The sequence below is a fragment of the Bradyrhizobium sp. NBAIM01 genome (genome assembly GCF_020194115.1).
Classification (GTDB): Bacteria; Pseudomonadota; Alphaproteobacteria; order Rhizobiales; family Xanthobacteraceae; genus Bradyrhizobium; species Bradyrhizobium yuanmingense.
Map to the genome: position 1 here is coordinate 131,439 of NZ_JADYVU010000008.1, position 21,525 is coordinate 152,963.

21 protein-coding genes are annotated in these 21,525 nt (G+C 64.8%); 3 read left to right on the top strand and 18 right to left on the bottom strand.

The window, feature by feature from the left end:
- Nucleotides 1-113: 113 nt before the first annotated feature.
- Nucleotides 114-413 (bottom strand): ABC transporter substrate binding protein, encoded by a 300-nt coding sequence (locus I6F31_RS24720; protein WP_225186258.1) that lies wholly within the window; start codon nt 411-413, stop codon nt 114-116.
- 374 nt (nt 414-787) lie between these two features.
- Complete coding sequence (locus I6F31_RS24725) at nt 788-1,027, bottom strand: hypothetical protein (RefSeq protein ID WP_225186259.1); 240 nt, start codon at nt 1,025-1,027, stop codon at nt 788-790.
- 825 nt (nt 1,028-1,852) lie between these two features.
- Here I6F31_RS24725 and I6F31_RS24730 point away from each other — a divergent pair.
- Complete coding sequence (locus I6F31_RS24730; RefSeq protein ID WP_082641515.1) at nt 1,853-2,023, top strand: RNA polymerase sigma factor region1.1 domain-containing protein; 171 nt, start codon at nt 1,853-1,855, stop codon at nt 2,021-2,023.
- Between the two features lie 103 nt (nt 2,024-2,126).
- On the opposite strand, the gene I6F31_RS24735 is transcribed toward I6F31_RS24730, so the two are convergent.
- Entirely contained in the window at nt 2,127-3,533 is a 1,407-nt protein-coding gene (locus I6F31_RS24735) for an amidase family protein (protein WP_225186260.1), read from the bottom strand.
- On the opposite strand from I6F31_RS24735, the gene I6F31_RS24740 reads away from it, so the two are divergent.
- Entirely contained in the window at nt 3,508-3,774 is a 267-nt protein-coding gene (locus I6F31_RS24740) for a hypothetical protein (protein ID WP_225186261.1), read from the top strand. The genes I6F31_RS24735 and I6F31_RS24740 overlap by 26 nt on opposite strands.
- A gap of 386 nt (nt 3,775-4,160) precedes the next feature.
- On the opposite strand, the gene I6F31_RS24745 is transcribed toward I6F31_RS24740, so the two are convergent.
- The 6 genes from I6F31_RS24745 to I6F31_RS24770 form a co-directional block, all read right to left on the bottom strand.
- A complete protein-coding gene (locus I6F31_RS24745; RefSeq protein WP_225111803.1) occupies nt 4,161-5,654 on the bottom strand; it encodes an ABC transporter substrate-binding protein in 1,494 nt (497 codons plus the stop codon).
- 56 nt (nt 5,655-5,710) lie between these two features.
- Nucleotides 5,711-6,715, bottom strand: coding sequence for an oligopeptide/dipeptide ABC transporter ATP-binding protein (locus I6F31_RS24750; RefSeq protein WP_225186262.1), 1,005 nt, complete (start codon nt 6,713-6,715; stop codon nt 5,711-5,713).
- Nucleotides 6,712-7,725, bottom strand: a complete 1,014-nt coding sequence (locus tag I6F31_RS24755) for an ABC transporter ATP-binding protein (RefSeq protein ID WP_225186263.1) — start codon at nt 7,723-7,725, stop codon at nt 6,712-6,714. Before I6F31_RS24755 ends, I6F31_RS24750 begins: the two co-directional genes overlap by 4 nt.
- A gap of 2 nt (nt 7,726-7,727) precedes the next feature.
- Nucleotides 7,728-8,615, bottom strand: coding sequence for an ABC transporter permease (locus tag I6F31_RS24760; protein WP_225186264.1), 888 nt, complete (start codon nt 8,613-8,615; stop codon nt 7,728-7,730).
- On the bottom strand, nt 8,612-9,562 hold the full coding sequence (locus I6F31_RS24765; RefSeq protein ID WP_036005490.1) for an ABC transporter permease: 951 nt from the start codon (nt 9,560-9,562) through the stop codon (nt 8,612-8,614). Before I6F31_RS24765 ends, I6F31_RS24760 begins: the two co-directional genes overlap by 4 nt.
- An 84-nt stretch (nt 9,563-9,646) precedes the next feature.
- Nucleotides 9,647-11,068 carry an amidase family protein gene (locus I6F31_RS24770; protein WP_225186265.1) on the bottom strand — a complete coding sequence of 474 codons (1,422 nt, stop codon included), beginning with the start codon at nt 11,066-11,068 and terminating at the stop codon, nt 9,647-9,649.
- A gap of 124 nt (nt 11,069-11,192) precedes the next feature.
- Between I6F31_RS24770 and I6F31_RS24775 the strand changes: the two genes are divergently transcribed.
- Complete coding sequence (locus I6F31_RS24775) at nt 11,193-12,080, top strand: LysR substrate-binding domain-containing protein (RefSeq protein ID WP_225186312.1); 888 nt, start codon at nt 11,193-11,195, stop codon at nt 12,078-12,080.
- 6 nt (nt 12,081-12,086) lie between these two features.
- On the opposite strand, the gene I6F31_RS24780 is transcribed toward I6F31_RS24775, so the two are convergent.
- The 9 genes from I6F31_RS24780 to I6F31_RS24820 form a co-directional block, all read right to left on the bottom strand.
- The gene (locus I6F31_RS24780) at nt 12,087-13,022 is read right to left on the bottom strand and encodes a carbohydrate kinase (RefSeq protein ID WP_225186266.1); all 936 of its coding nucleotides are present in this window, start codon (nt 13,020-13,022) and stop codon (nt 12,087-12,089) included.
- Between the two features lie 5 nt (nt 13,023-13,027).
- Nucleotides 13,028-14,674, bottom strand: a complete 1,647-nt coding sequence (locus I6F31_RS24785; RefSeq protein ID WP_225145946.1) for an FGGY-family carbohydrate kinase — start codon at nt 14,672-14,674, stop codon at nt 13,028-13,030.
- 34 nt (nt 14,675-14,708) lie between these two features.
- Entirely contained in the window at nt 14,709-15,482 is a 774-nt protein-coding gene (locus I6F31_RS24790; RefSeq protein ID WP_036023419.1) for an SDR family oxidoreductase, read from the bottom strand.
- 31 nt (nt 15,483-15,513) lie between these two features.
- Nucleotides 15,514-16,521 (bottom strand): ABC transporter ATP-binding protein, encoded by a 1,008-nt coding sequence (locus I6F31_RS24795; RefSeq protein WP_036023416.1) that lies wholly within the window; start codon nt 16,519-16,521, stop codon nt 15,514-15,516.
- Nucleotides 16,522-16,535: 14 nt separating this feature from the next.
- Complete coding sequence (locus I6F31_RS24800) at nt 16,536-17,366, bottom strand: carbohydrate ABC transporter permease (protein ID WP_036005504.1); 831 nt, start codon at nt 17,364-17,366, stop codon at nt 16,536-16,538.
- A gap of 1 nt (nt 17,367) precedes the next feature.
- Nucleotides 17,368-18,240 carry a sugar ABC transporter permease gene (locus I6F31_RS24805; protein WP_225141348.1) on the bottom strand — a complete coding sequence of 291 codons (873 nt, stop codon included), beginning with the start codon at nt 18,238-18,240 and terminating at the stop codon, nt 17,368-17,370.
- Between the two features lie 84 nt (nt 18,241-18,324).
- Entirely contained in the window at nt 18,325-19,638 is a 1,314-nt protein-coding gene (locus I6F31_RS24810) for a sugar ABC transporter substrate-binding protein (protein WP_225141346.1), read from the bottom strand.
- Nucleotides 19,639-19,854: 216 nt separating this feature from the next.
- Nucleotides 19,855-20,805 (bottom strand): sugar-binding domain-containing protein, encoded by a 951-nt coding sequence (locus I6F31_RS24815; protein WP_057030032.1) that lies wholly within the window; start codon nt 20,803-20,805, stop codon nt 19,855-19,857.
- Between the two features lie 6 nt (nt 20,806-20,811).
- A complete protein-coding gene (locus tag I6F31_RS24820; protein WP_225111795.1) occupies nt 20,812-21,474 on the bottom strand; it encodes an HAD family hydrolase in 663 nt (220 codons plus the stop codon).
- Nucleotides 21,475-21,525: the final 51 nt, after the last annotated feature.

A 21,525-nucleotide genomic window follows, 5' to 3' on the forward strand; every position in this document is an offset into this window, starting at 1 on the left:
TGAACGGCGCCGCTTCACTCCCGGTGTGCCCCGATTAGCAGCCCATTTCTGATCCAAACCGAACTTCGCCATCGGGCCAGCAACGGACTCATGCACCGCAGCAAACTACGCCCTCATTCGATGACCTCGTCGGCGCGGGCGAGCAGCGATGGCGGCATGGTCAGCCCGAGCGCCCTGGCAGCGCTGAGATTAACAATAAACTCGAACTTAGTTGGCTGTTGAACTGGAAGATCCGCAGGCTTGGTGCCCTTCAGGATCTTGTCTACGTAGGTCGCAGCGCGCCGGGACAAATCCGATAGGCTCGCGCCATAAGCGATGAGGCCTCCAGCCTCCACAAACTCCCGAACGCCGTGGATGGCGGGGAAGCGATTTCTCGCTGCAGACAGCCTCGGGCCAGTTGTGGATACTGGCAATGTTTCAGTTCAATTCTCTTCAGAGAGCATTGCACAACTTCTAATGAAGTTGTGAACGGCCGTTGAAAGAGCCCGTGGTAGATTGAGCGAATGGGCAGAACGATAAAAACCGTCCTTCATGTGATCTGGGCGATTTGCACGATTACGTTGGGCACCGTGATTGGCGCGGCGACCGGCTGGGCATCTCACGGATTAGTCGGGGCTGCTGCGGTTGGCTTCGTCGGGTTTTGTGTCGGAGCGCTGGCGGCTGCATCACCTGAAGCGGTGCTTCAGTTCCTGCACCGTTAGAGGTCCAAGCAGACTTCGATCCCTCGCCTCGACTATGGCAGCTACGGGCCAATAGCCGACGTTCACCCGTCTTCGCTCCTCCCAGGTCAGTCGCGATAGCCCTTGCACTTGGTCTCTTCCTTGTACTCGCCGTGCTTGCCCCATTTGCGCTCGATCTTGCAGGGGCCTCGGCGGTACTCTTGCTTGTATTCGCGATCGTAGTTGTAGGCGCGGTAATGACCACGATCGTAGCCCCAGCGCCCCTTGCCGCTTTCATCTTTCCAGGGATCGGCAAAACAGGGCGATGCGAGTAGTCCGAGGGTGACGATCACCAGAAGAGACTTCATCGAGTTGCTCCGCCTGAGGTCGGAGAGGCACCAGGTCGCGGGAAATGGGGATGCGAGCCGGTGCCTCGCCTTAAACGCGGCATCAGCGATCGGGAAAACGTGGCAAACGACCTATCGTTCCGGGCCGGGTCTGCGTCCCGTTCGCTCCCTCAGGGTGCCGGTTCGCTCTCCTCAAGAGGGCCCTAGCGCCATCGAAAGAATCATGAGGAGACCGATGGCGGCTATTGCCCAAGCCAATAGATGCATCATCCACGTAGGGCGATTACTGAACATTCCCTACTCCTCAGCGGAGCCAACGGGCGCGCGCGGAATAGCTCTAATCCTTGTTTAGAATTCGCTGAAGGGGGGCAAAGTTTGATTGGCCTCATCTCTCGAGCCATCCAATGCAGCTGACCAAGACATTGGCGACTTTGCTCGCGGGCCGTTCGGTTTTCCCCGTGCAGGCGACGGCTCTCCATAATCGCATCATCCGCGCGCTTGAGCAGTTCGTCGGATAGGTTCGTGGTTTGAGCAGCCAACTTTCCGTGTGGCACGGGTTATCTCCAAGGCTTGAGAGAGCTAAGGAATACCCACTTTTGTAACTTAACGCGGAGTGATCGGGCGAGTTCCCGCACTCTGTGTCCTCGCGTCCCCTCCCTCAGGGATAGGGCATCCACCTAACGGCTGCATTTCCGCAATGGGTCAAAAGCGGCGGTCGGGCAAGCTCAAGCCCCGCGTCCGCTCTGGCTCCCTCAGCCGAAATCGCAAATGCCTCAGCCCGGTTCGGCTAAGGGCCACAACCCGACTCTCTCCCATTATAGTAGAGGCTGCTGAAATGGAGAGAGCATGAGCGTGCCAGAAATCATTCGACGAGCCATCGAAATCGGTCAACGTGACGGTAAGATTACCTTCGATGAGTTGAATGAGCTGTGTGACAGCCGAGTATTGGACCCGAAAGACATCGACCGCATTCTAAGCGCCCTTAGCGAAGCAGGAATTTGGATTGAAGGAGAGTAGGTCTGCAATACGCCCAGGGCAGGTCGGCGCGTCCGCTGTATCGGTGAGAACGGACAGCGGATTTGTCAGCACATGCCACCAGCCGGCGCACGCACAGTGCACTCTAAAGCGCCGGCAAGCCGGGTGGCGGCTTGCGCATATTGGAGGCCTGCTCATACGCGTAGGCCAGGCGCAGCAGCTTGTGCTCGCTCCAGGCGGGGCCGGCGAAGGTGACGCCGAACGGATAGTCGGGCGTATCCTTGCCGTCGACCCCGGCGACAAAGCCGCACGGCACCATGACACTGGGATAGCGCGCCCTAGCGGCGATCGCGGCGCCTTCGCTGCCCGGGAACAGCACGGCGTCGAGCTTGTGCTGGTTCATGTAGGCATCCATGCCGCGAGTCCTGGCGCTGAGCAGGTCCATGGCGAGTGCCGCCTTGTACTCGCGTTCGCTCAGGTCGCCCCGGGTGAGGTCGGCTGCGAGGAAGTTGTCCTGGCCGAAGCGGAGCGCCTTGCCCGCATTCGCCTCGTTGAAGGCCACGATGTCGGTCATGGTCTTGAAGGTGGTGTTGGTCGCCCAATCCCTCAGGTAGAGGTTGAGGTCTCGTTTCAGCTCGTAGATGAAGACGATCCGCTGCGCGACCGCATTGCCCCTGTTGGCGCTCAGCGGATTGCGGTTGAGCACGGCCATGATCGTACCCGGTCCGCTCATCCAGCCGGCTGTCGGCATGCTAGCGCGCACGATCACGGCGCCGAGATCCTCCAGCACCTTGATCGCTTCCGCCACCACCTTCGCTCCTTTGGGGGGCAGCTTGCGGAAGAAGGGATCGTTCAGCGGATCGGCGGGATCGCTGGGCACGCCGATACGCGCCCCCTTCATCGCATCGCGCGTCAGGCCGGCGGTGAAATCGGCCGGCCGCCGCTGCTTTTGCGTCGCCGGATCGAGCGGGTCCTTGGCCGCGAGCACGTTGAGCAGCAGCGCCGCGTCGCGCACGGTCCGCGTCATCGGCCCCGCGGTGTCCTGACTATGTGAGATCGGCACGATGCCGGCACGGCTGATGAGCCCGACCGTCGGCTTCACGGTGACGAGGCCATTCTGGCTAGCGGGAAAGAGCAGCGAGCCCGAAGTCTCCGTGCCGATCGAAGCCGCACACAAGCCTGCCGCCACCGCGACCGCCGAACCCGCGCTCGAGCCGCCCGGGGACACGACGGGCATGCCGTGATCGTCGGCCAGCGCCGGCGCATAGGGATTTTTGACCTGACCGCCCAGCGACGAATAGCCGGAGGGCATGTCGACCGCGAGCATGTTGGAGAACTCGGTCAGATTCGCCTTGCCGAGGATCACCGCGCCGGCCTCGCGCAGCAGTTTGACGAGCGTCGCATCGTCCCGTGCGCGCGCGCCTTCCAGAGCCAGCGAGCCCGCCGTGGTCGGCTGAGCGTCGCCGGTCGCGATGTTGTCCTTTACCAGGATCGGGATGCCGGCCAGCGGCCGCTTGGCCGACGGCTTGACGCCCGTCGAGCCTGTCCGCAATCACGAGCGCGTCGGGATTGAGCGCGCGGACCGCATTGAGCTTGGGCCCGTCGCGGTCGTAGGCTTCAATGCGCGCGAGATAGGCTTTGAGCAGCGCCGTGGCAGTGACATGCCCATCGGCCAAAGCATGAGCGATATCGCTCATCGACGCATGATCGAGCCTTGCATGATCAAGCTTTGGGGAGATCGGCGCCTCGGCGCTGACGGCCGCCGCGGCAATGCCGGCATTGCGGCGGGATGATTTCTGCACGGCTGCCTCGACCGACGGCGCGCGTCTCCACCACGAGACTCGAGCATGCCATCATGCCAGTGTTTTGCCCGACGGGTCAACTTTCGGGCGCATCGCGTCGATCACACAGGCGCAACGTGTAAGCCATTGAAATGACTGACCCCGGCTACTGTGCATGGGGTTGTTTTTCAGGTTTTGTTTGGCGTCTTCCTTCTCCCCTTGTGGGAGAAGGTGGCGCGAAGCGCCGGATGAGGGGTATCTCTCCGCGAATTCCGATGAGAGATGTGCTCGCGGAGAGAACCCCTCACCCGTCTCGCCGCTGCACGGCGAGCCACCCTCTCCCACAAGGGGAGAGGGGAAGAAAGGCAGCGCGCGGCCTCAGCGGCGCGCCCCTTCGCCTATTCCCAATACCAAGCGGAGAAGTCGTTCTCGAACTGCGGGACTTCCTTCCAGACGCCCTTCAGCTTCTTGTTGATGACGGTGGGCCATTGCGGCTGGAACAGGTAAGCCGAGACTGCATCGGTCGCCAGCATGCGCTGGGCATCGCCAAGCAGCTTGGCACGGCCGGCTTCGTCCGGCGTCGAGACGATCTGCTTGTAGAGCGCGTTGAACTTCTCGTTGTTGTAACCGAGGTAGTAGTCCGGCTCCGTGATCTTGACGAGGTCGAACGGCTCGACATGGCTGACGATGGTGAGATCGAAATTGTGCGGGCCATTGCCGGCGAACACCTGCGACAGCCATTGCGCCCATTCGACGTTCTCGATCTTGGCGATGATGCCGACCTTGGCGAGCTGGGCGGCGACGATCTCGCCGCCTTGCCGCGCATAGGGTGGCGGCGGCAGCTTCAATGACAGTTCGAGCGGCGTGGTGACGCCGGCTTCAGTCAGCAGCTTCTTGGCCTTCTCGGGATCGTACGGGTTGATGCCGGTGGTGTCGACATAGCCGAGCGATCCCGGCGTGTAGAAGCTGCCGATCGGCGTGCCGTAACCCTCGACCGCGCCGTCGATCAAGGCCTTGCGGTCGATCGCGGCGAGGATGGCGCGGCGAACGCGGACGTCGTCGAGCGGCTTCTTGCGATGGTTGATGGCCACGATGGTCTTGGCCCTGGAGCCGCCGATCAGCACCGTGAAGCGCGGATCAGACTTGAACTGAGCAACCACGCGGGTTGCGATGCGCGGGAACGCGTCGACGTCGTTCGAGAGCAGCGCCGCGGCCTGCGCCGCCGGATCGGAGATGAAGCGGATCGTCACCTTCGACAGCTTGATCGCAGAGGCGTTGCGGTAGTCGGCCCATTTGTTCAGCGTGATCGAAGAGCCCTTGGCCCAGGCGCCAAGCTGGTATGGTCCGGTGCCGACCGGCTGCGTGACATTGGTGCCAGCGCTCTTCGGCTCGACGATCGAGCCGCCCGCCTGGCCGAGCAGGAACGGCAGGTTCGGCTCGGAATATTTCACCGTGATCACGACGGTGTCGGCGTCGGGCGTCTCGACCTTCTCGAAGGCCTGGTACAGGCTCTTGTCCTTGTTGGTGCTGGTGGGCGCCGCGTTGCGCTCGAACGAGAACTTCACGGCCGCGGAATCGAACGCTTCGCCATTGTGGAATTTGACGCCCTTGCGCAGTTTGAACGTATAGGTCTTCAGATCGGGCGACGCGGTCCAGCTCTCGGCGAGCAGCGGTGAGGTGGAGCCGTCCTCGTTGATCTTGGTCAGCGTCTCATAGATATTGTAGAGCGTGACCTCGGCGATCGCGGCCGCGGCGGCGTTGGTGGGGTCGAGCCCCGGCGGCTCAAGGGTCATCCCCATGACGACGCTGTCCTTCTTGCTCTGCGCCAGCACCGGCAAAGGCGCCGCAACGAGCGCAGCGGCAAATGCGACGATCGATAGTTTCCTGAACATGCGCGAACTCCCCGGCCAATCCTGTTTCCAGCTTAACGCCAATCCTGCCCCGGACACTAACCTTCCATGGCCGCCTGCGGCAACGCCATCACAGCCTCGGCCTTGTGGCAGGCGGCAAGGTGCCCCTCGCCCACCTTGCGTAACTCAGGCGGAACCTCGCGGCAATGCTGGTCGGCAAGCGGGCAGCGCGATGCATAGGGGCATCCGGTCGTCACCGCCGAGTGCGAGGCGATCGCCTGGGCCCCGCGGCGGCGCCGGCCACCTCCGGCGCGAGCCCGCGGCACCGCCTCCAGCAGCGCCCGCGTATAGGGATGGGCGCAGCGCTCGAACAAATCCTCTGGCCGCCCCTGCTCGACGATGCGGCCGAGATACATCACCGCGACCTCGTCGCAGAGATAGTCGACCACGGCGAGGTCATGGCTGATCAGGATGTAGCTCAGGCCGAACTGCTCCTGGAGGTCTTGCATCAGGTTCAGCACCTGGGCCTGCACGGAGACGTCGAGCGCCGAGACCGGCTCGTCGGCAACGATCAGCTTCGGCTGGGTGATCAGCGCACGCGCAATCGCGATGCGCTGGCGCTGGCCGCCGGAGAATTCGTGCGGATATTTTTCCATGTCCGCATCGCGCAAGCCGACCTGGCGCAGCACCGCGGCGACGCGGTCGCGGAACGTGGTGCGGTCGGCACCTTCCAGCACGGTCAGCGGCTCGGCGACGATCCGCGCGATGGTCTGCCGCGGATCGAGCGAGCCGTAGGGATCCTGGAACACCATCTGGAAATCACGCCGGGCGCGGCGCAGCTCGTCGGCCGGCAAGCGGTTGAGATCGCGCCCGAGCAGCGCGACCTGTCCTGCGGTCGGCCGCTCCAGCGCCATCACGACGCGCGCGAAGGTGGACTTGCCGGAGCCGGACTCGCCGACGATGCCGAGGCTCTTGCCGGCCCGGACCTGCACACTGACGCCATTGAGCGCGCGCACCTGCCCCGGCGGACGGAACAGGCTCTCGCGCGGCAGCGTGTAGCGCTGTTCGAGATCCCTGACCTCGAGAAGCGGCGCGGTGCTCATGCGGTCAGCGCTCCGACGCGTTCGGCCATCGACACGTCCGTTCGGATGCAGCGCGCAAAATGGCCGGGGCCGACGTCCACCATCGGCGGCAGCGCCGCGCGGCACTGGTCGATCACGAGCGGACAGCGATCGGAGAAGGTGCAGCCGGACGGCAGATCGGCAAGCTCCGGCACCGTGCCGGAGATCGTCTTCAGCCGCGTCCCCTTGCGCGCGCCGAGCTTGGGCCGGGCACGGAACAGGCCCTGTGTGTAGGGATGGCCCATGCGACGAAACACCTCGTTGGTCGGGCCGCTCTCGACCACGGTGCCGCCATACATCACCATCATGCGCTGGACGTTCTCGGCGATGACGCCGAGGTCGTGCGAGATCAGGATCATGGACATGCCGCGCTCCTCAACGAGATCGGCGATGAGGTCGAGGATCTGGCCCTGGATGGTGACGTCGAGCGCGGTGGTCGGCTCGTCCGCGATCAACAGGTCCGGCTCGCAGGCAAGCGCCATCGCGATGGTGATGCGCTGACGCTGCCCGCCGGAGAACTGGTGCGGATAGGCATCGACGCGACGCGCGGCGTCAGGCAGCCCGACGCGGTCGAGCAAGGCGATTGCTTCCTGACGTGCCTGGGCCGCCGAATAGTTTTTGTGACGCCGCAGCGGCTCGGCGACCTGGTTGCCGATCGTGTGCATCGGATTGAGCGCAGTCATCGGCTCCTGGAAGATCATGCTGATGCGGTTGCCGCGCAGGCGGCAATAGTCGGAATCCGGAAGTCCGACGAGTTCGTCGCCGTCCAGCTTGACGCTGCCGGTCACGACGGCACTGTCCGACAGCAACCCCATCAACGACAACGCCGTGACCGACTTGCCGCAGCCGGACTCGCCCACGAGCCCGAGCGTCTCGCCGCGCGTCAGCGCAAAGCTGACACCGCGCACGGCCTGCGCTGGCCCGCGGCTGGTGTTGAGGCGAACGCCGAGATTGTCGACCACGATTAGCGGCATGTTGGAGCACTCGGCCATCGTCATCGCTCCCGCGCCAGCCGGGGATCGAGCAGGTCGCGCAATCCGTCACCGAGCAGGTTGAGGCCGAGCACCGAGATTGCGATCGCAACGCCCGGATAGACCGCGAGCATCGGCGACTGGAACAGCAACGTCTGCGCATCGTTCAGCATCCGTCCCCAGGACGGCTGCGGCGGCTGCGTGCCGAGGCCGAGATAGGACAGCGCGGCCTCGGCGAGAATGGCGAGCGCGAACTGGATGGTGACCTGCACGATCAGGATCGACAGGATGTTCGGCAGCACATGCTCGATGGTGATGCGGAAGCGCCCCTTGCCCGCCGCCCGTGCCGCCAGCACGAATTCACGCGCCCAGATCGCATTGGCCGAGCCGCGCGTCAGCCGGGTCAAGGTCGGGATCTGGAAGATGCCGATCGCGACGATCGAGGTCACCATGCCCGGCCCCACGACGGCGGCGAGCATGATCGCGGACAGCACGGCCGGAAAGGCGAAGGTGAAATCGGAAAAGCGCATGATGATCTCCTCCGTCCAGCCGCGCCGGGCCGAGGCGATCAGGCCCAGCGTGACGCCGAAGGTAAGACCGATGCTGACAGCGATGACACCGACCATGATGGTGGACCGGGCGCCCGCAAGCAGCAGCGAGACGATGTCGCGGCCGAAGGAATCGGTGCCGAGCCAATGCGCCGCCGAGGGCGGGCGGAGCTTTGCGGCGATGTCGATTTCGTAAGGCGACCACGGCGTCCATACCAGCGACAACAGCGCCGAAACCAGCACCAGAAGGCTCAGCGTGCCACCGAGGACGAAGCTGCGGTGGCGCAGCGCGCGGCGCCAGAACGTGCGCGCCGGCAGCGGACGCGTTGCGACGGGCGCGTCGATGGTGATGGGCGCGCTCACAGGTCGTGCACCTTGATGCGGGGATCGATGAAGGCATAGAGCACATCGACCACGAAATTGACGATCACCACCATCGCGGCGAGCAACATCACGCAATTGCGCACCACGATCAGGTCGCGGTTGGCGATCGACTGGAAGATCAGGCGACCGAGGCCCGGCAGGTAGAACACGTTCTCGATCACGATGGTGCCGGCGAGCAGATTGGCGAATTGCAGGCCCATCACGGTCATCACGGGGATCATGGCATTCCGCAGCACGTGGCTCCACAGCACCTCGCGCTTGCCGAGGCCCTTTGCGCGGGCGGTGCGGACGAAATCCTCGCGCAGCACTTCGAGCACGGCCGAACGCGTGACGCGCGCGAGGATCGCGGCCTGCACCACCGCGAGCGAGATCGCGGGCAACAGCAGCGACCTGATCCCCGGCCAGATGCCGTCCTCCCAGCCGGCAAAGCCACCGGCCGAAAGCCATTGCAGCCGCACCGAGAACAGCAGCACCAGGAGAATCGCGAACCAGAAATTCGGCAGCGCGATGCCCACTTGGGTCAACGACATCACGCCGACATCGCCGAGCTTGTTGTGGTTGGCGGCGGTGTAGATACCGGCCGAGAGCGCCAGCGTCACCGTGATCGTCATGGCCATGATCGCGAGCGGAATGGTCAGCACCAGCCGCTCGGCGATCAGGCTGCCGACCGGGGTGCCGTAGACGTAGGAATTGCCGAGATCGCCGACGAGGAGGCCCTTGATCCACTGCAAATAGCGAACCGCCAGCGGCTGGTCGAGCCCGAGCTTGACGGTGAGCGCGCGCACCGCGTCGGGCGAAGCATCAGCGCCCATCAGCATCTGCGCTGCGTTGCCGGGCAGCGCGTCCAGCACCAGGAAGATGATCAGCGATGCGCCGACCAGCGTCGCCAGCAGAGTCAACAGACGTCGGAGGACAAAGACGCTCATGCGCGCTCGGCTTCAGGGCTCACCCAGGCCACGATCAACATGTCCGGACGCCTTAAGCAAGCTCTTTGCTGCATCTCCATCTCCTCAAGACGGCCAGCGGGACAGAAGGTCGCTTGACGCCTCGAACAGAGCGCTCACGCGCAGCAATTCCGCGTCGGCCCGGAAACGGCCGACCAGTTGGAGCCCGATCGGCAGCCCGTCGCGGGCAAAGCCCGAGGGAAGGCTGATCGCGGGGTGACCGGTCATGTTGAACGGCATTGTAAAGGGGAACCAATGCGGCCGGACGCTGTCGTAATGCCTGCCGTCGATCTCGATATTGCCGAACAGGTCCTGCTTGATCGGCAGCGCGGTGCGCGTCAGCGTCGGCATCGCCAGCAGGTGACCGCGCGCAAGCAGCGATTGCACGCGGCGGAACAACGCGGTGCGCGCGAACATCGCCTCCTGATAGTCGATGCCGCTGACTTCGCTGGCGAGCGCGAGCTGCTTGAGGAAGGCCTCGCTCAGTTCGTCCCGATGCTCGGCCGCAAGCTTGGCAAAGCGCGTGCGCCAGACGGTGTGGTTGATGGCGCGCCAGATCGGCTCGATGTCGAACCCCTCACCGGAGAATTCCTCGAGCTCGGCCCCTAACCCGGCCAGCCGGTCGAGGCTCACCTTGAAATTGGCGGCGACTTCGGCCGATACCGGACGGCCCGGCGGCGTCAGGCAGTACAGGATCCTCAGCCCGCGCAAATCACCATGCGGGGCGGCGGTGCCGATGAAGTCGGGCACGGGCACGCCGATCGACCAGGGATCGATAGGATCTTCGCCCGCCATCGCCTGCATCATCAGCGCAGTATCGGCGACGGTGCGGGTGGTCGGCGTGACATAGGTCTGGTTGCCGAACACGTCGAGCGCCTGGCTGTGCGGGATCACGCCGTTGCTCTGCTTCAGGCCCACCACGCCGTTGCAGGCGGCCGGAATTCGTGTCGAGCCGCCGCCGTCGGTCGCAATAGCGAGCGGCGCGATGCCGCTCGCCACAGCGACCGCCGCGCCGCCGCTGGAGCCGCCGGAGGAACGGCAGGCGTCCCACGCATTGCGGGTCCGGCCGAACAAGGGTGAATCGGTGAGGCACTTGCTGCCGAACTCCGGCGTCGTGGTCTTGCCGATCAGGATCGCGCCTTCGCTGCGCAACCGCGCGACGGCGACGGCATCCTCGGCCGGCACATTATCCTTGTAGGGAACGGCGCCGAAGGTGGTCTTGACCCCCTTGGTATTGACGATGTCCTTGACGGTTACGGGGATGCCGTGCAGCAGGCCGAGCGGTTCGCCCGCCATCACCTTGCGCTCGGCTTCGCGCGCCGCTGCGATCGCCTCGTCGCCGCACAACGTGATGAAGCAGTTCAATTCGGGCTGGAGGGCCTCGGCGCGGGCAAGCACAGCGCGGGTGAGCTCGACTGGCGAAATCCGCTTTGCCGCGACGAGACCGCGCAGCTCGGTCGCGGACAACAGACAGGGATCGCCGTTCATCGTCACATCACGCTCCGAAGCGGGCCGCCGTTGGCCCGAAGACATTGACAGCGAGAATGACAGTTTTGTTAACTCGCCGTCCAATACGATTTTTATCGCCAACCCATACGCTCTCGGTATGCCAATGGATCTTCGCCGGCTCCGCTATTTTGTCGCCGTCGCCGAGGCGCGCAGCATCGGCAAGGCGGCCGAGCAGCTCCGGATGGCGCAGCCGCCGCTCTCGGTCCAGATCCGCAAGCTCGAGGCCGAGATCGGCGCGCCGCTGTTCCGCCGCGGCACCCGTGGCATGGATCTGACCGAGGCCGGCCAGGCATTGCTGGCGCGCGCCAGCGAAGCGCTGGCGTTGGCAACCGACGGCGCCGAAGCCGCACGCGCGGTTGCTTCGGGACGGCGCGGCCGGCTGTCAGTCGGTTACATGTTCGTGCTGGCGAATGCGATGTTGCCGCGACTCATCCCCGAACTGCGCCGCGCAGTTCCCGGCGTCGATCTCAGCTTCGTTGAGCTGAGCGCCTCAACGCGCGAGGCCCGCGTGCTCGACCGCAGCGTCACAGTCGCGCTGTGTATGCCCGCAATCAATCATCCCGAGATCCAGGTGGCAAAGATCGGTGCACAGCCTTTCATGCTGGCCATGCCGATCCGCTCGCCACTCGCCCGCTTGAGCTCGGTGCCGATGGCCCGGCTGCAGGGCCGCCCGCTGATCGCACTCCCGCATCCGGACCATGGGCCCGCCTCCTCCGCGGTCGTCCCTTTATTGCGTCGGCACCAGGTGGTGATGCCGATCGCCAGCCGGGTGGAGACGGTGCATTCGGCGATGAGCCTGGTCCTGGCCGGCGAAGGTCTCGCCATCCTGCCGGCCTGCGCACAGCTCGGCGCGCCACGCGGAGTCGTGTTCAGACCCCTGCGTGACGTCACTGACTCCCTCGACATCGCAGTCTGTTGGCGGCGGGACTCCCACAGTCCGTTGATCGGAACCTTCCTCAAATGTGCCGAGAAGGCCGTCGCGCGGATGTGACGTGGGCTACCAGTCCCAATTGATCTCGTGGCTCCAAGGCGGATCGGCGCCCGGACGGGTGCAGGTCAGGCCGGCACAATTGGCGGCGAAGGAAAGCGCACGGCGGAGCTCGTCCGCGCCGATGTCCTTCAATCTCGGCCGGGCGATGCGATCCTGCTTGTAAAGTGCCAACAGCAGCGCCGCCTGAAAGCTGTCGCCGGCGCCAATAGTGTCCGCCACCTCGACCTTCGGTGCTTGCACTTCGATCTGCCCTGCTTGCGCATGCCAGGCTATGGCACCGTTGTTGCCGCGGGTGATGACGACGAGGCTCGTCCCCTGCCCCAGCAATGTGCTCGCGCGCTGCTGATACGGCTCCTCGCCGAAGAGATAGGCGAAATCGACGTCCGACATCTTGATGAGATCGGCGCTTCCGGCGAACTCGGCCATTCGGCCGAGATAGGTTGGCTTGTCCTTGACGAGGTTCGGTCGGCAGTTCGGATCGAAGGAGATCGTGGACGACGCCCGCGCGTCTGCGATCAGCGCCTCGGTCTCGGCCGCACCCTGGTCGTTGACCAGCGTGGTCGAGCCGACATGGACGGCCTCGACAGTATCGAACGGAATGGACCCATGCCGGTAAGTCCAGTTCCGCGTCGCGGTCTCGGCATCGTAGAAGGCGTAGTGCGACTCGCCCTCGACAATGCGGACAAAGGCGAGCGTGGTCTGGTGGTCGCTGCGGGTGGCGAGATCGAGTGCAACCTTCGATGCGGAGGCATGATCGGCGATCATGCGCCCGAACAGGTCGGTCGAGATGCCGCCGACGAAACCAGTCGGCGCGCCCAGCCGCGCCATGCCGATCGCGACGTTGAGGCAGGAGCCGCCGACCGCGGGCATCACCGCTTCGCGCCCTTCGACGTTTCGCGTCGGCACGAAATCGATCAGCGCGTCGCCGCAGGCAATCAGCATGTCCTTCAACCTCTCGCGACGCTGCGCATCGCGGCACGGCTGCCGCGATCGAGCTCGCGCAGCAGCTTGTAGACCTCGCGCTTGCGGGCGTGAAACGCGGCCATATCAGGCGCGGTCGGCTCGCTCTTGCGCCCCAGCGCCGACATCTTGGCCATGGTCTCACCGATCGAGGCATAGGCGCCACCGGCGACCGCCCCTAACATCGCGGCGCCCAGCAGCACCGGCTCCTTCGTCTGCGGCAACGCGACCGTGAGACCGGTGGTATCCGCCATGATCTGCCGCACCAAAGGACTGCGGCTGGCACCGCCACCCATGATCATGATGCTGGAGCGGACCCCATGCGCGGCAAAAGCCTCGATGACCTCCGCAAGCCCGTAGGCAAGACCGCAGAGGCCGGCGACGAACAGCCGTTCCATCGCGGCGATGTCGGTGTCGAGATCAAGGCCCGCGATCACCGCGCGCGTGTCGGGATCGGCATAGGGCGAGCGGTTGCCAATGAATTCCGGCAGCACGTGGACGTCGCGCGCCAGCAGCGCGGCGCGGCTAGCACCGCCGGAGCGCGCGATGATGCGGCGCTCGAGGAAATCGATGAGATCGAGGCCTTCGCTGCGTGCCGCCGCGCTCGCCTCGCCATGGCCGGGATGCGACTTGAGGAGATGATCGATCGCAGCGCCCGCGGCGGACTGCCCGCCTTCATTGAGCCAGAAATCCGGCACCATGCCGGAATAATAGGGACCCCAAACGCCCGGCACGAAGCACGGCTCCTTCGTCGTCGCCATGATGCAGGCCGACGTTCCCATGATGTAGGCGAGACGATCGCCGACATCGCTCGGGCCGGCTGCCCCGTCACGGCCGCCAATCGCACCGATACCGCCGGCATGGGCATCGATCAGGGAGGCGCCGACCGGGGTGCCCGGAGGAAGGCCGAGCTCGACTGCTGCTGCCGGCGTGAGCCCGACGCCGAGGCGCGTACCGGGCGCAACGATTTCGGTGCCGATGCGCGCGTATTTTTCGGCGACGAAGTCGGACAGGCCGATGCGCTTGAAGAACGGCGCGCTCCAGCCGCCGCCGTCATGGGCGAGATAGTTCCACTTGCAGGTGACGGTGCAGGTCGAGCGCTGCAGCGCGCCGGTCGCCCGCCAGGTCAGATAATCGGCCAGGTCGAAGAAGTGACCGGCGGCATCGAAACTCGCGCGCAGATGCCGCTTCAGCCATAGCAGCTTCGGCATCTCCATCTCCGGCGAGATCGAGCCGCCGACATAGCGCAGCACGGCATCCTCGGTCTCGTTGATCAGCCGCGCTTCGGCCGTGGCGCGATGGTCCATCCAGACGATGACGTTGCGCTGCGCCTCGCCGGAGGTGCTGACGGTGAGCGGCTCGCCTTGCGGATCGAGCACCACGAGGGAACAGGTGGCGTCGAAACCGATGCCGCCGATGCTGCCCGGCGTAATCGCTGCTTCCGACATCGCCGCGCGCACCGATTTGGCGCAGGCCTGCCAGATGTCCTCCGACGACTGCTCGACGATGTCGCCGGCCTCGTGCCAGATCCTGATCGGATGCCGGGCCGTCGCGAGCAGCGTGCCGGCCTCGTCAAACACCCCTGCCCGCGTGCTCGTGGTCCCCACGTCGACGCCGATATACGCTCGCGGCATGGTCTCTCCCGGTCCGTCCGTTTTGACGGTGAGCCTACCAGCAAGTGTAGCCGCCATCCACCAGCACGATACTGCCGGTCATCAGGCTCGCGGCCTCCGACGAGAGGAACAGCACGACGGAGGCGATCTCCTCAACCTGCCCCATGCGCGCCATCGGAGTTCCACCAATCCAGGCGTCATACATTTTCGGATTGCTCTTCACGAAGGCGTTGAGCGGCGTCTCGATATAGGTCGGCGCCACCGCGTTGACGCGGATGCCGCGCGCGCCCCATTCGGCGGCCAGCGACTTGGTCAGATGGTGCACGGCGGCCTTGGAGGCGTTGTAGAAGCACTGCTCCTGCGGCTTGTTGACGATGAAGCCGCTCATCGAGCCGACATTGACGATGGCGCCGCTTCCAGCCTTCAACATGTGCTTGCCGAACTCGCGGCAGCACCAGAAGGTGCCGTTGAGATTGACGTCGATGACGTTGAGCCAGTGCTCGTCGGTAACGGTCTCGGCCGGCGTCTCGCTCCGCGCGATGCCGGCATTGTTGACGAGGATGTCGACCTTGCCATGGCGGGCGACGAGATCATTTGCCACCTCCGCCACGCGTGTGGTGTTGGTGACGTCCATGATTGCGGTCTCGATGTCGTAGCCCTTCGCCCTCAGGCTGGCTTTGGCGCCGTCGGCGACCTTGCCGTCGCGGTCGCCGATGATGACCTTCGCGCCGGCCTCGGCCAGTGCCTCCGCGCAGGCGAGGCCGATGCCCTGGCCGCCGCCGGTGATGAACGCGGTCTTGCCGCTCAGCCTGAATTTTTCCAGATACATGATCGTCTTTCCGTCTTCTTGCCGTTTCTTGTCAGCCCCGAAGAGCGTTGCCGCTCTCGTCGAAGCGGTGAATGCGCGCAGGGTCGGGCATCAGCGACACCCGGTCGCCGCCATGCAGGCTCAATTCGCCGATGTAGCGCGCCGTCAGCATGCCGAGCGCGCCGGCGTCGACGTAGAGGAAGGTGTCACTGCCGAGATGCTCGGCCACCGCAATGGTTCCCTGCCAGCCGCCACCGCCGTCGCGCTCGATCTTCAGATGCTCCGGCCGAACGCCGATCGTCGCCGCCCCCTTCTGCAAAGCAGGCTCTCCGGTGACGAAATTCATCTTGGGCGAGCCGATGAAGCCGGCGACGAAGAGATTGGCGGGTCGCTCGTAAAGCTCCAGCGGCGAGCCATATTGCTCGATCTTGCCGCCGTTGAGCACGACGATCTTGTCGGCCATGGTCATGGCCTCGACCTGGTCGTGGGTGACGTAGATCGCGGTGGTGCCGAGCTGCTTCTGAAGTCGCGTCACCTCGATGCGCATCTGCACGCGCAGCGCGGCGTCGAGGTTGGAGAGCGGCTCGTCGAACAGGAATGCCTTGGGCTCGCGGACGATGGCACGGCCGATCGCGACGCGCTGGCGCTGGCCGCCGGAGAGCTCGCGCGGCTTGCGGTCGAGGTAGGGCGTGAGATTCAGCGTCGCGGCGGCCGCCTCGACCTTGCGGTTGATCTCGTCCTTCGGCAAGCCCGCCATCTTGAGGCCGAAGCCGATATTGCCGCGCACGCTCATATGCGGATAGAGCGCGTAGGACTGGAACACCATCGACAGCCCGCGCTTGGCGGGCGGCGTATCGACGACGTTCTTGCCGTCGATCAGGATCTTGCCGCCGCTGACGTCCTCGAGCCCCGCGATCAGCCGCAGCAGCGTGGTCTTGCCGCAGCCGGAGGGACCGACGAACACCACGAAGGAGCCATCGGCGATCTCGAGGTCGGCGCCCTTGATGATGTGCACGGGGCCGAAGGATTTCTGCACGCCCTGAAGTGTGATCTGACCCATGATCCGGCAGCCCCCTATTTCACCGCGCCAAAGGTGAGCCCGCGCACGAGCTGCTTCTGGCTGAACCAACCCAGGACGAGAATGGGCGCGATCGCCAGCGTGGACGCCGCCGACAGTTTTGCCCAGAACAGCCCTTCGGGGCTCGAATAGGAGGCGATGAACGTGGTGAGCGGCGCAGCGCTCGAGGTGGACAGGTTCAGCGTCCAGAACGCCTCGTTCCAGGCCAGGATCAGATTGAGCAACAGCGTGGACGCCAGTCCCGGGATCGCCATCGGCGTCAGCACATAGACCAGCTCGCGGCCGATCGTGGCGCCGTCCATGCGCGCGGCCTCTAAGATGTCGCGCGGGATCTCCTTGAAATATGTGAAGAGCATCCAGATGACGATCGGCAGATTCCCGAGGCAGAGGATGAAGACGAGGCCGATGCGGGAATCGAGCAGCCCGAGGCTCTTGTAGATCAGGTAGATCGGCACCAACACGCCGACCGGCGGCATCATCTTGGTCGAGAGCATCCAGAGCAGGATGTCCTTGGTGCGCTTGGTTGGCGAGAACGCCATCGACCAGGCCGCCGGAATGGCGATCAGCAGCGCAATGAGCGTCGAGCCGCCGGCGATGATGATCGAGTTCATCGCGTGGTGCAGATAATCGCTGCGTTCCTGCACGGTCGCGTAGTTTTCGGTGGTCCAGTGGAAGAACAGGAAGGATGGCGGGATCGCGAAGGCCTCGAGCTCGGTCTTGAAGCTCGCCAGCCCCATCCATAGGATCGGAAAGAAGATCAGGAAGCCGAACAGCCAGGCCGCCGCCGTCGATATCATCACCCGCCGCGTCGTCGCCATCCGTGCCATGTCAGGCCTCCAGGTTGCGGCCGACGATGCGGACCAGGAAGAAGGCGACGATGTTGGCGATGACCACCGCGACGAGCCCGCCCGCCGAGGCGCTGCCGACGTCGAACTGGATCAGCGCCTGCGAATAGATCAGGAAGGCGATGTTGGTGGTTTGCAGGCCCGGCCCGCCGCCGGTGGTGACGAAGATCTCGGCGAACACCGTGAGCAGGAAGATGGTCTCGATCAGGATCACCACCGTGATGGGACGCGCGAGGTGCGGCAGCGTGATGTAGATGAAGGTCGAGACGGCGCTGGCGCCGTCCATCTCGGCGGCTTCCTTCTGCTCTTCGTCGAGCGATTGCAGCGCGGTGAGCAGGATCAGGGTCGCGAACGGCAGCCATTGCCAGGTCACGATCAAAATCACCGCAAACAGCGGCACGTCGTTGAACCAATCGATCGGCGTCAGGCCGAACAGCGAAGCGAGCCAGGCGAACAATCCCGACACCGGATGCATCAACAGGTTCTTCCAGACCAGCGCGCTCACCGTGGGCATCACGAAGAACGGCGCAATCACCATCAGCCGCACGAAATTGCGGCCGACCACGGGTTGGTCCATCAGCAGCGCCAGGGGAATGCCGAGCAGGATGGTCAGCGCCAGCACCGAGCCGACCAGCACCAGCGTGTTCTGAAGCGAGGCGAGGAAGGCAGGATCGGTGAGGAAGTAGCGGAAGTTTTCAAGGCCGACGAACGATTCCGAGCCGGGATCGAGCAGGCTGTAATGCAGCGTCGAGAAGTAGATCGTCAGCGCCAGCGGGACGATCATCCAGATGAACAGCAGTCCGACGGCCGGGGTCAGGAGCGACCGCGCAAGAAGCTGCGTCTGCCGGGTTGCCATTCTTGGCGCTCCGCTCGGAGGAAGAAGGGCGGCCATCCAGCAAGGATGGATGGCCGCAAGTTTGAGCTCAGGGAGAGCCCGGGTTCACTTGATGTAGCCGGCGCGCTTCATCTCGCGCTCGGTAGCGGACTGCGCAGCCGTGAGCGCCGCATCGACCGTCATCGATCCCGCAAGCGCCGCCGAGAACTGCTGGCCCACCTGCGTGCCGATGCCCTGGAATTCAGGGATGGCGGCGTATTGCACGCCGACGTAGGGAACGGGCTTCACCGTCGGCTTGTTGGGATCGGCGGCGTTGATCGAGGCCAGCGTCAGTTTCGCAAACGGCGCGACCTTCAGGTACTCATCGTTCTGGTAGAGCGAGGTACGCGTGCCCGGCGGCACGTTGGCCCAGCCCTCCTTCGAGGCCACCAGCTTGGTGTAGTCCTTGCTGGTGGCCCAGGCGATGAACTTCTCGGCTGCTTCCGTCTTCTTGGAGCCGGCAGGGATTGCGAGATTCCAGGCCCACAGCCAGTTGGCGTTCTTGCCGAGCCCGGTGTTGGGCGCGAGCGCGAAGCCGACCTTGTCGGCGACCTTGGACTCCTTGGGGTTGGTGACGAAGGACGCCGCGACCGTGGCGTCGATCCACATCGCGCATTTGCCGGCGTTGAATAGCGCCAGATTCTCGTTGAAGCCGTTGGAGCTGGCGCCGGGAGGCCCGGCTTCCTTCATCAGGTTGACGTAGGTGGTGAGTGTCGTCTTCCATTCCGGCGTGTTGAACTGCGGCTGCCACTTTTCGTCGAACCAGCGCGCGCCATAGGAATTGGCCATTGCCGAGAGGAACGCCATGTTCTCGCCCCAGCCTGCCTTGCCGCGCAGGCAGATGCCGTAGGTGCCGGCGCTCTTGTCGGTCAGCTTCTTGGCCGCATCGATCACGAAATCCCAGCTCGGCTTTTCCGGCATCTTCAGGCCGGCCTTCTCGAACAGATCGGTGCGGTACATCACCATCGAACTCTCGCCGTAGAACGGCGCGGCGTAGAGCTTGCCGTCGGCGGAGACCGCGTCCTTGATCTTGGGCAGGAGGTCGGCGACGTCGTAATCGGCGCCGAGGTTGGCGAGCGGTACCAGCCAGCCCTTCTTGGCCCAGATCGGCACCTCGTAGGTGCCGATGGTGAGGACATCGAACTGGCCACCCTTGGTGGCGATATCGGTGGTGACGCGCTGGCGCAGCACGTTCTCCTCCAGCGTCACCCATTTCACGGTGATGTCAGGGTTCTTCTTGGTGAACTCACCCGTCAGCCCCTGCATGCGGATCATGTCGCCATTGTTGACGGTGGCGATCGTCAGGGTCGTTTCGGCCATCGCCGGGACGGCCAGTAGCAGGCAAGACGCGCCGCAGACGGCGCCCAGGACATGTTTCACGGTGACCTCCCCTCAGTTCGCGTTTTGGGCATATGCCCACGCGTTGGGCGTATGTTCAGCGCAAGGGCGGCACGTTGTCAAGCAGGCGCGTGGGCATTCCAGCAACTTGTGAGTGCTGCGGTGCGGGAAGGATGGGGAGGTTTTGCTTCACCCACGGCTGTCGTGCTCCGCGAACGCGGAGCATCCAGTGTGGTAGGCACGCGAAGCGTGAGCGCTTTACCGCTCCAGAATCGCTCTTGCCGTCGCCTCGTCCGTGATCAATCCGTTGATCAGCCCGCCGCTCAGCGCGGCTGCAATCGCCGCCACCTTGGCTGCGCCCACCGCCGCACCGATGGTCGTGGTCTTCGCCGGCACTTCCGGCGGAATGCTGGTGAGGCGCTTGTTGGTGCCGGCCTTGAGCAGGCGCCCCTTGGCGTCATAGGCCCAGCCGGTGATCTCGCCGATGGCGCCAAGCCGCATCATCTCGAACAATTCGTCGCGGGTGACGAAGCCGTCGACGTGCACCTGCGCCTTCTGATCCATCTGGCCGATGCCGACGAGGCGCAAGTCAGCCCTTGCCGCGACCGCCTTCACCTTCGCGATCGGCTCGATGCGCACCATCCTGTTGCGCTCGTCTTCCGACGACATCAGGAACGGCAGCGGCATCGGATAGTGCCGCGCGCCGGTGCGGTCGGCGAGCCGGCCGACGGTGTCGTAGAAGCTCGCCGAGCCGTCGGCGGAGATATTGCCGACCAGCGAGACGATCTGGTGATTGGGCCGCTCGATCGGCGTGACGCGCTCGACGGCGGCACGCACCGCCCGGCCCGTGCCGAGCGCGACGATCACGGGCGTCTCCGAACGCAGCGTGGAATCGAGCAAATTGGCGCAGCGCTCGGCGATTCCAGCCACCGCCTGCGGCGCGGCCGGATCGGCCGGCACCACCTCGCAATGAACGAGGTCGAACCGTTGCTTCAAGCGCGCCGCCAGCTCCATGCAGGCTGCGATGGGGTGCTCGAGCCGGAAGGTGATGAGCCGCTCGGCGAGGCACAACGAGACCAGCCGCTGCGCCGAAGCCCGCGACACCTGAAGCATCTTTGCGATCTCGTCCTGTGTGTGACCGGCAATGAAATAGAGCCAGCCGGCGCGCGCGGCGTCGTCGAGTCTCGACTTGTCGTTCTCGGCGGCCATGCGCGCTCACACCTCCCAGAGATCGCTCATATGTGTAAAGACCCGATCGGCCCCGGCGGCCGATAATATAGCCCGGCCATCGCGGCTGCGATAATGGCCGCCGCCGACAAATCCCCAGACGGTCATGCCGGCCGCCTTACCCGCCTGCACGCCGCTGACGCTATCCTCGATCACCAGCGTGCGCGATGGCGGCGTGCGCATGCTCTCGGCCGCATGAAGAAAGAGATCAGGCGCCGGCTTGCCGTGCCTGACCATCTGCGCGGTGTAGATCCGATCGCCGAAATATGCCCGAAGACTGGTGACGTCGAGCGAGAGCGAGACGCGGTCGAGATCGCTCGACGAGGCCACGCAGAACGGCACGGTCAGTCCGGAGATCGCCGCCTCCACCCCGGGAATCGGCGCGAGCGAGGCGGCAAAATTCTCCAGCACACGCGACTTCAGTCGGGGCGGGAAGGCGTCCGTCAGCGAGTGCCCGAGATCGCGATAATGCTGCTCGACGGCCTTGGTGCTGCGTCCGAGAAACAGCTCGAGCGCCTGCTCCTCGCTGAGCACGAGACCGAATTCCGCCAGGACCTCGGACAGGCAGCGGCAGCTCAAGAGTTCGCTGTCGACGAGCACACCATCACAGTCGAAGATGATCAGATCGGGATTTGGCCGGCCCTGCTCCATCCGGCCATTCGATCATATACCCAAGCCTTGAGCAATAGCCCAACGCCCAGT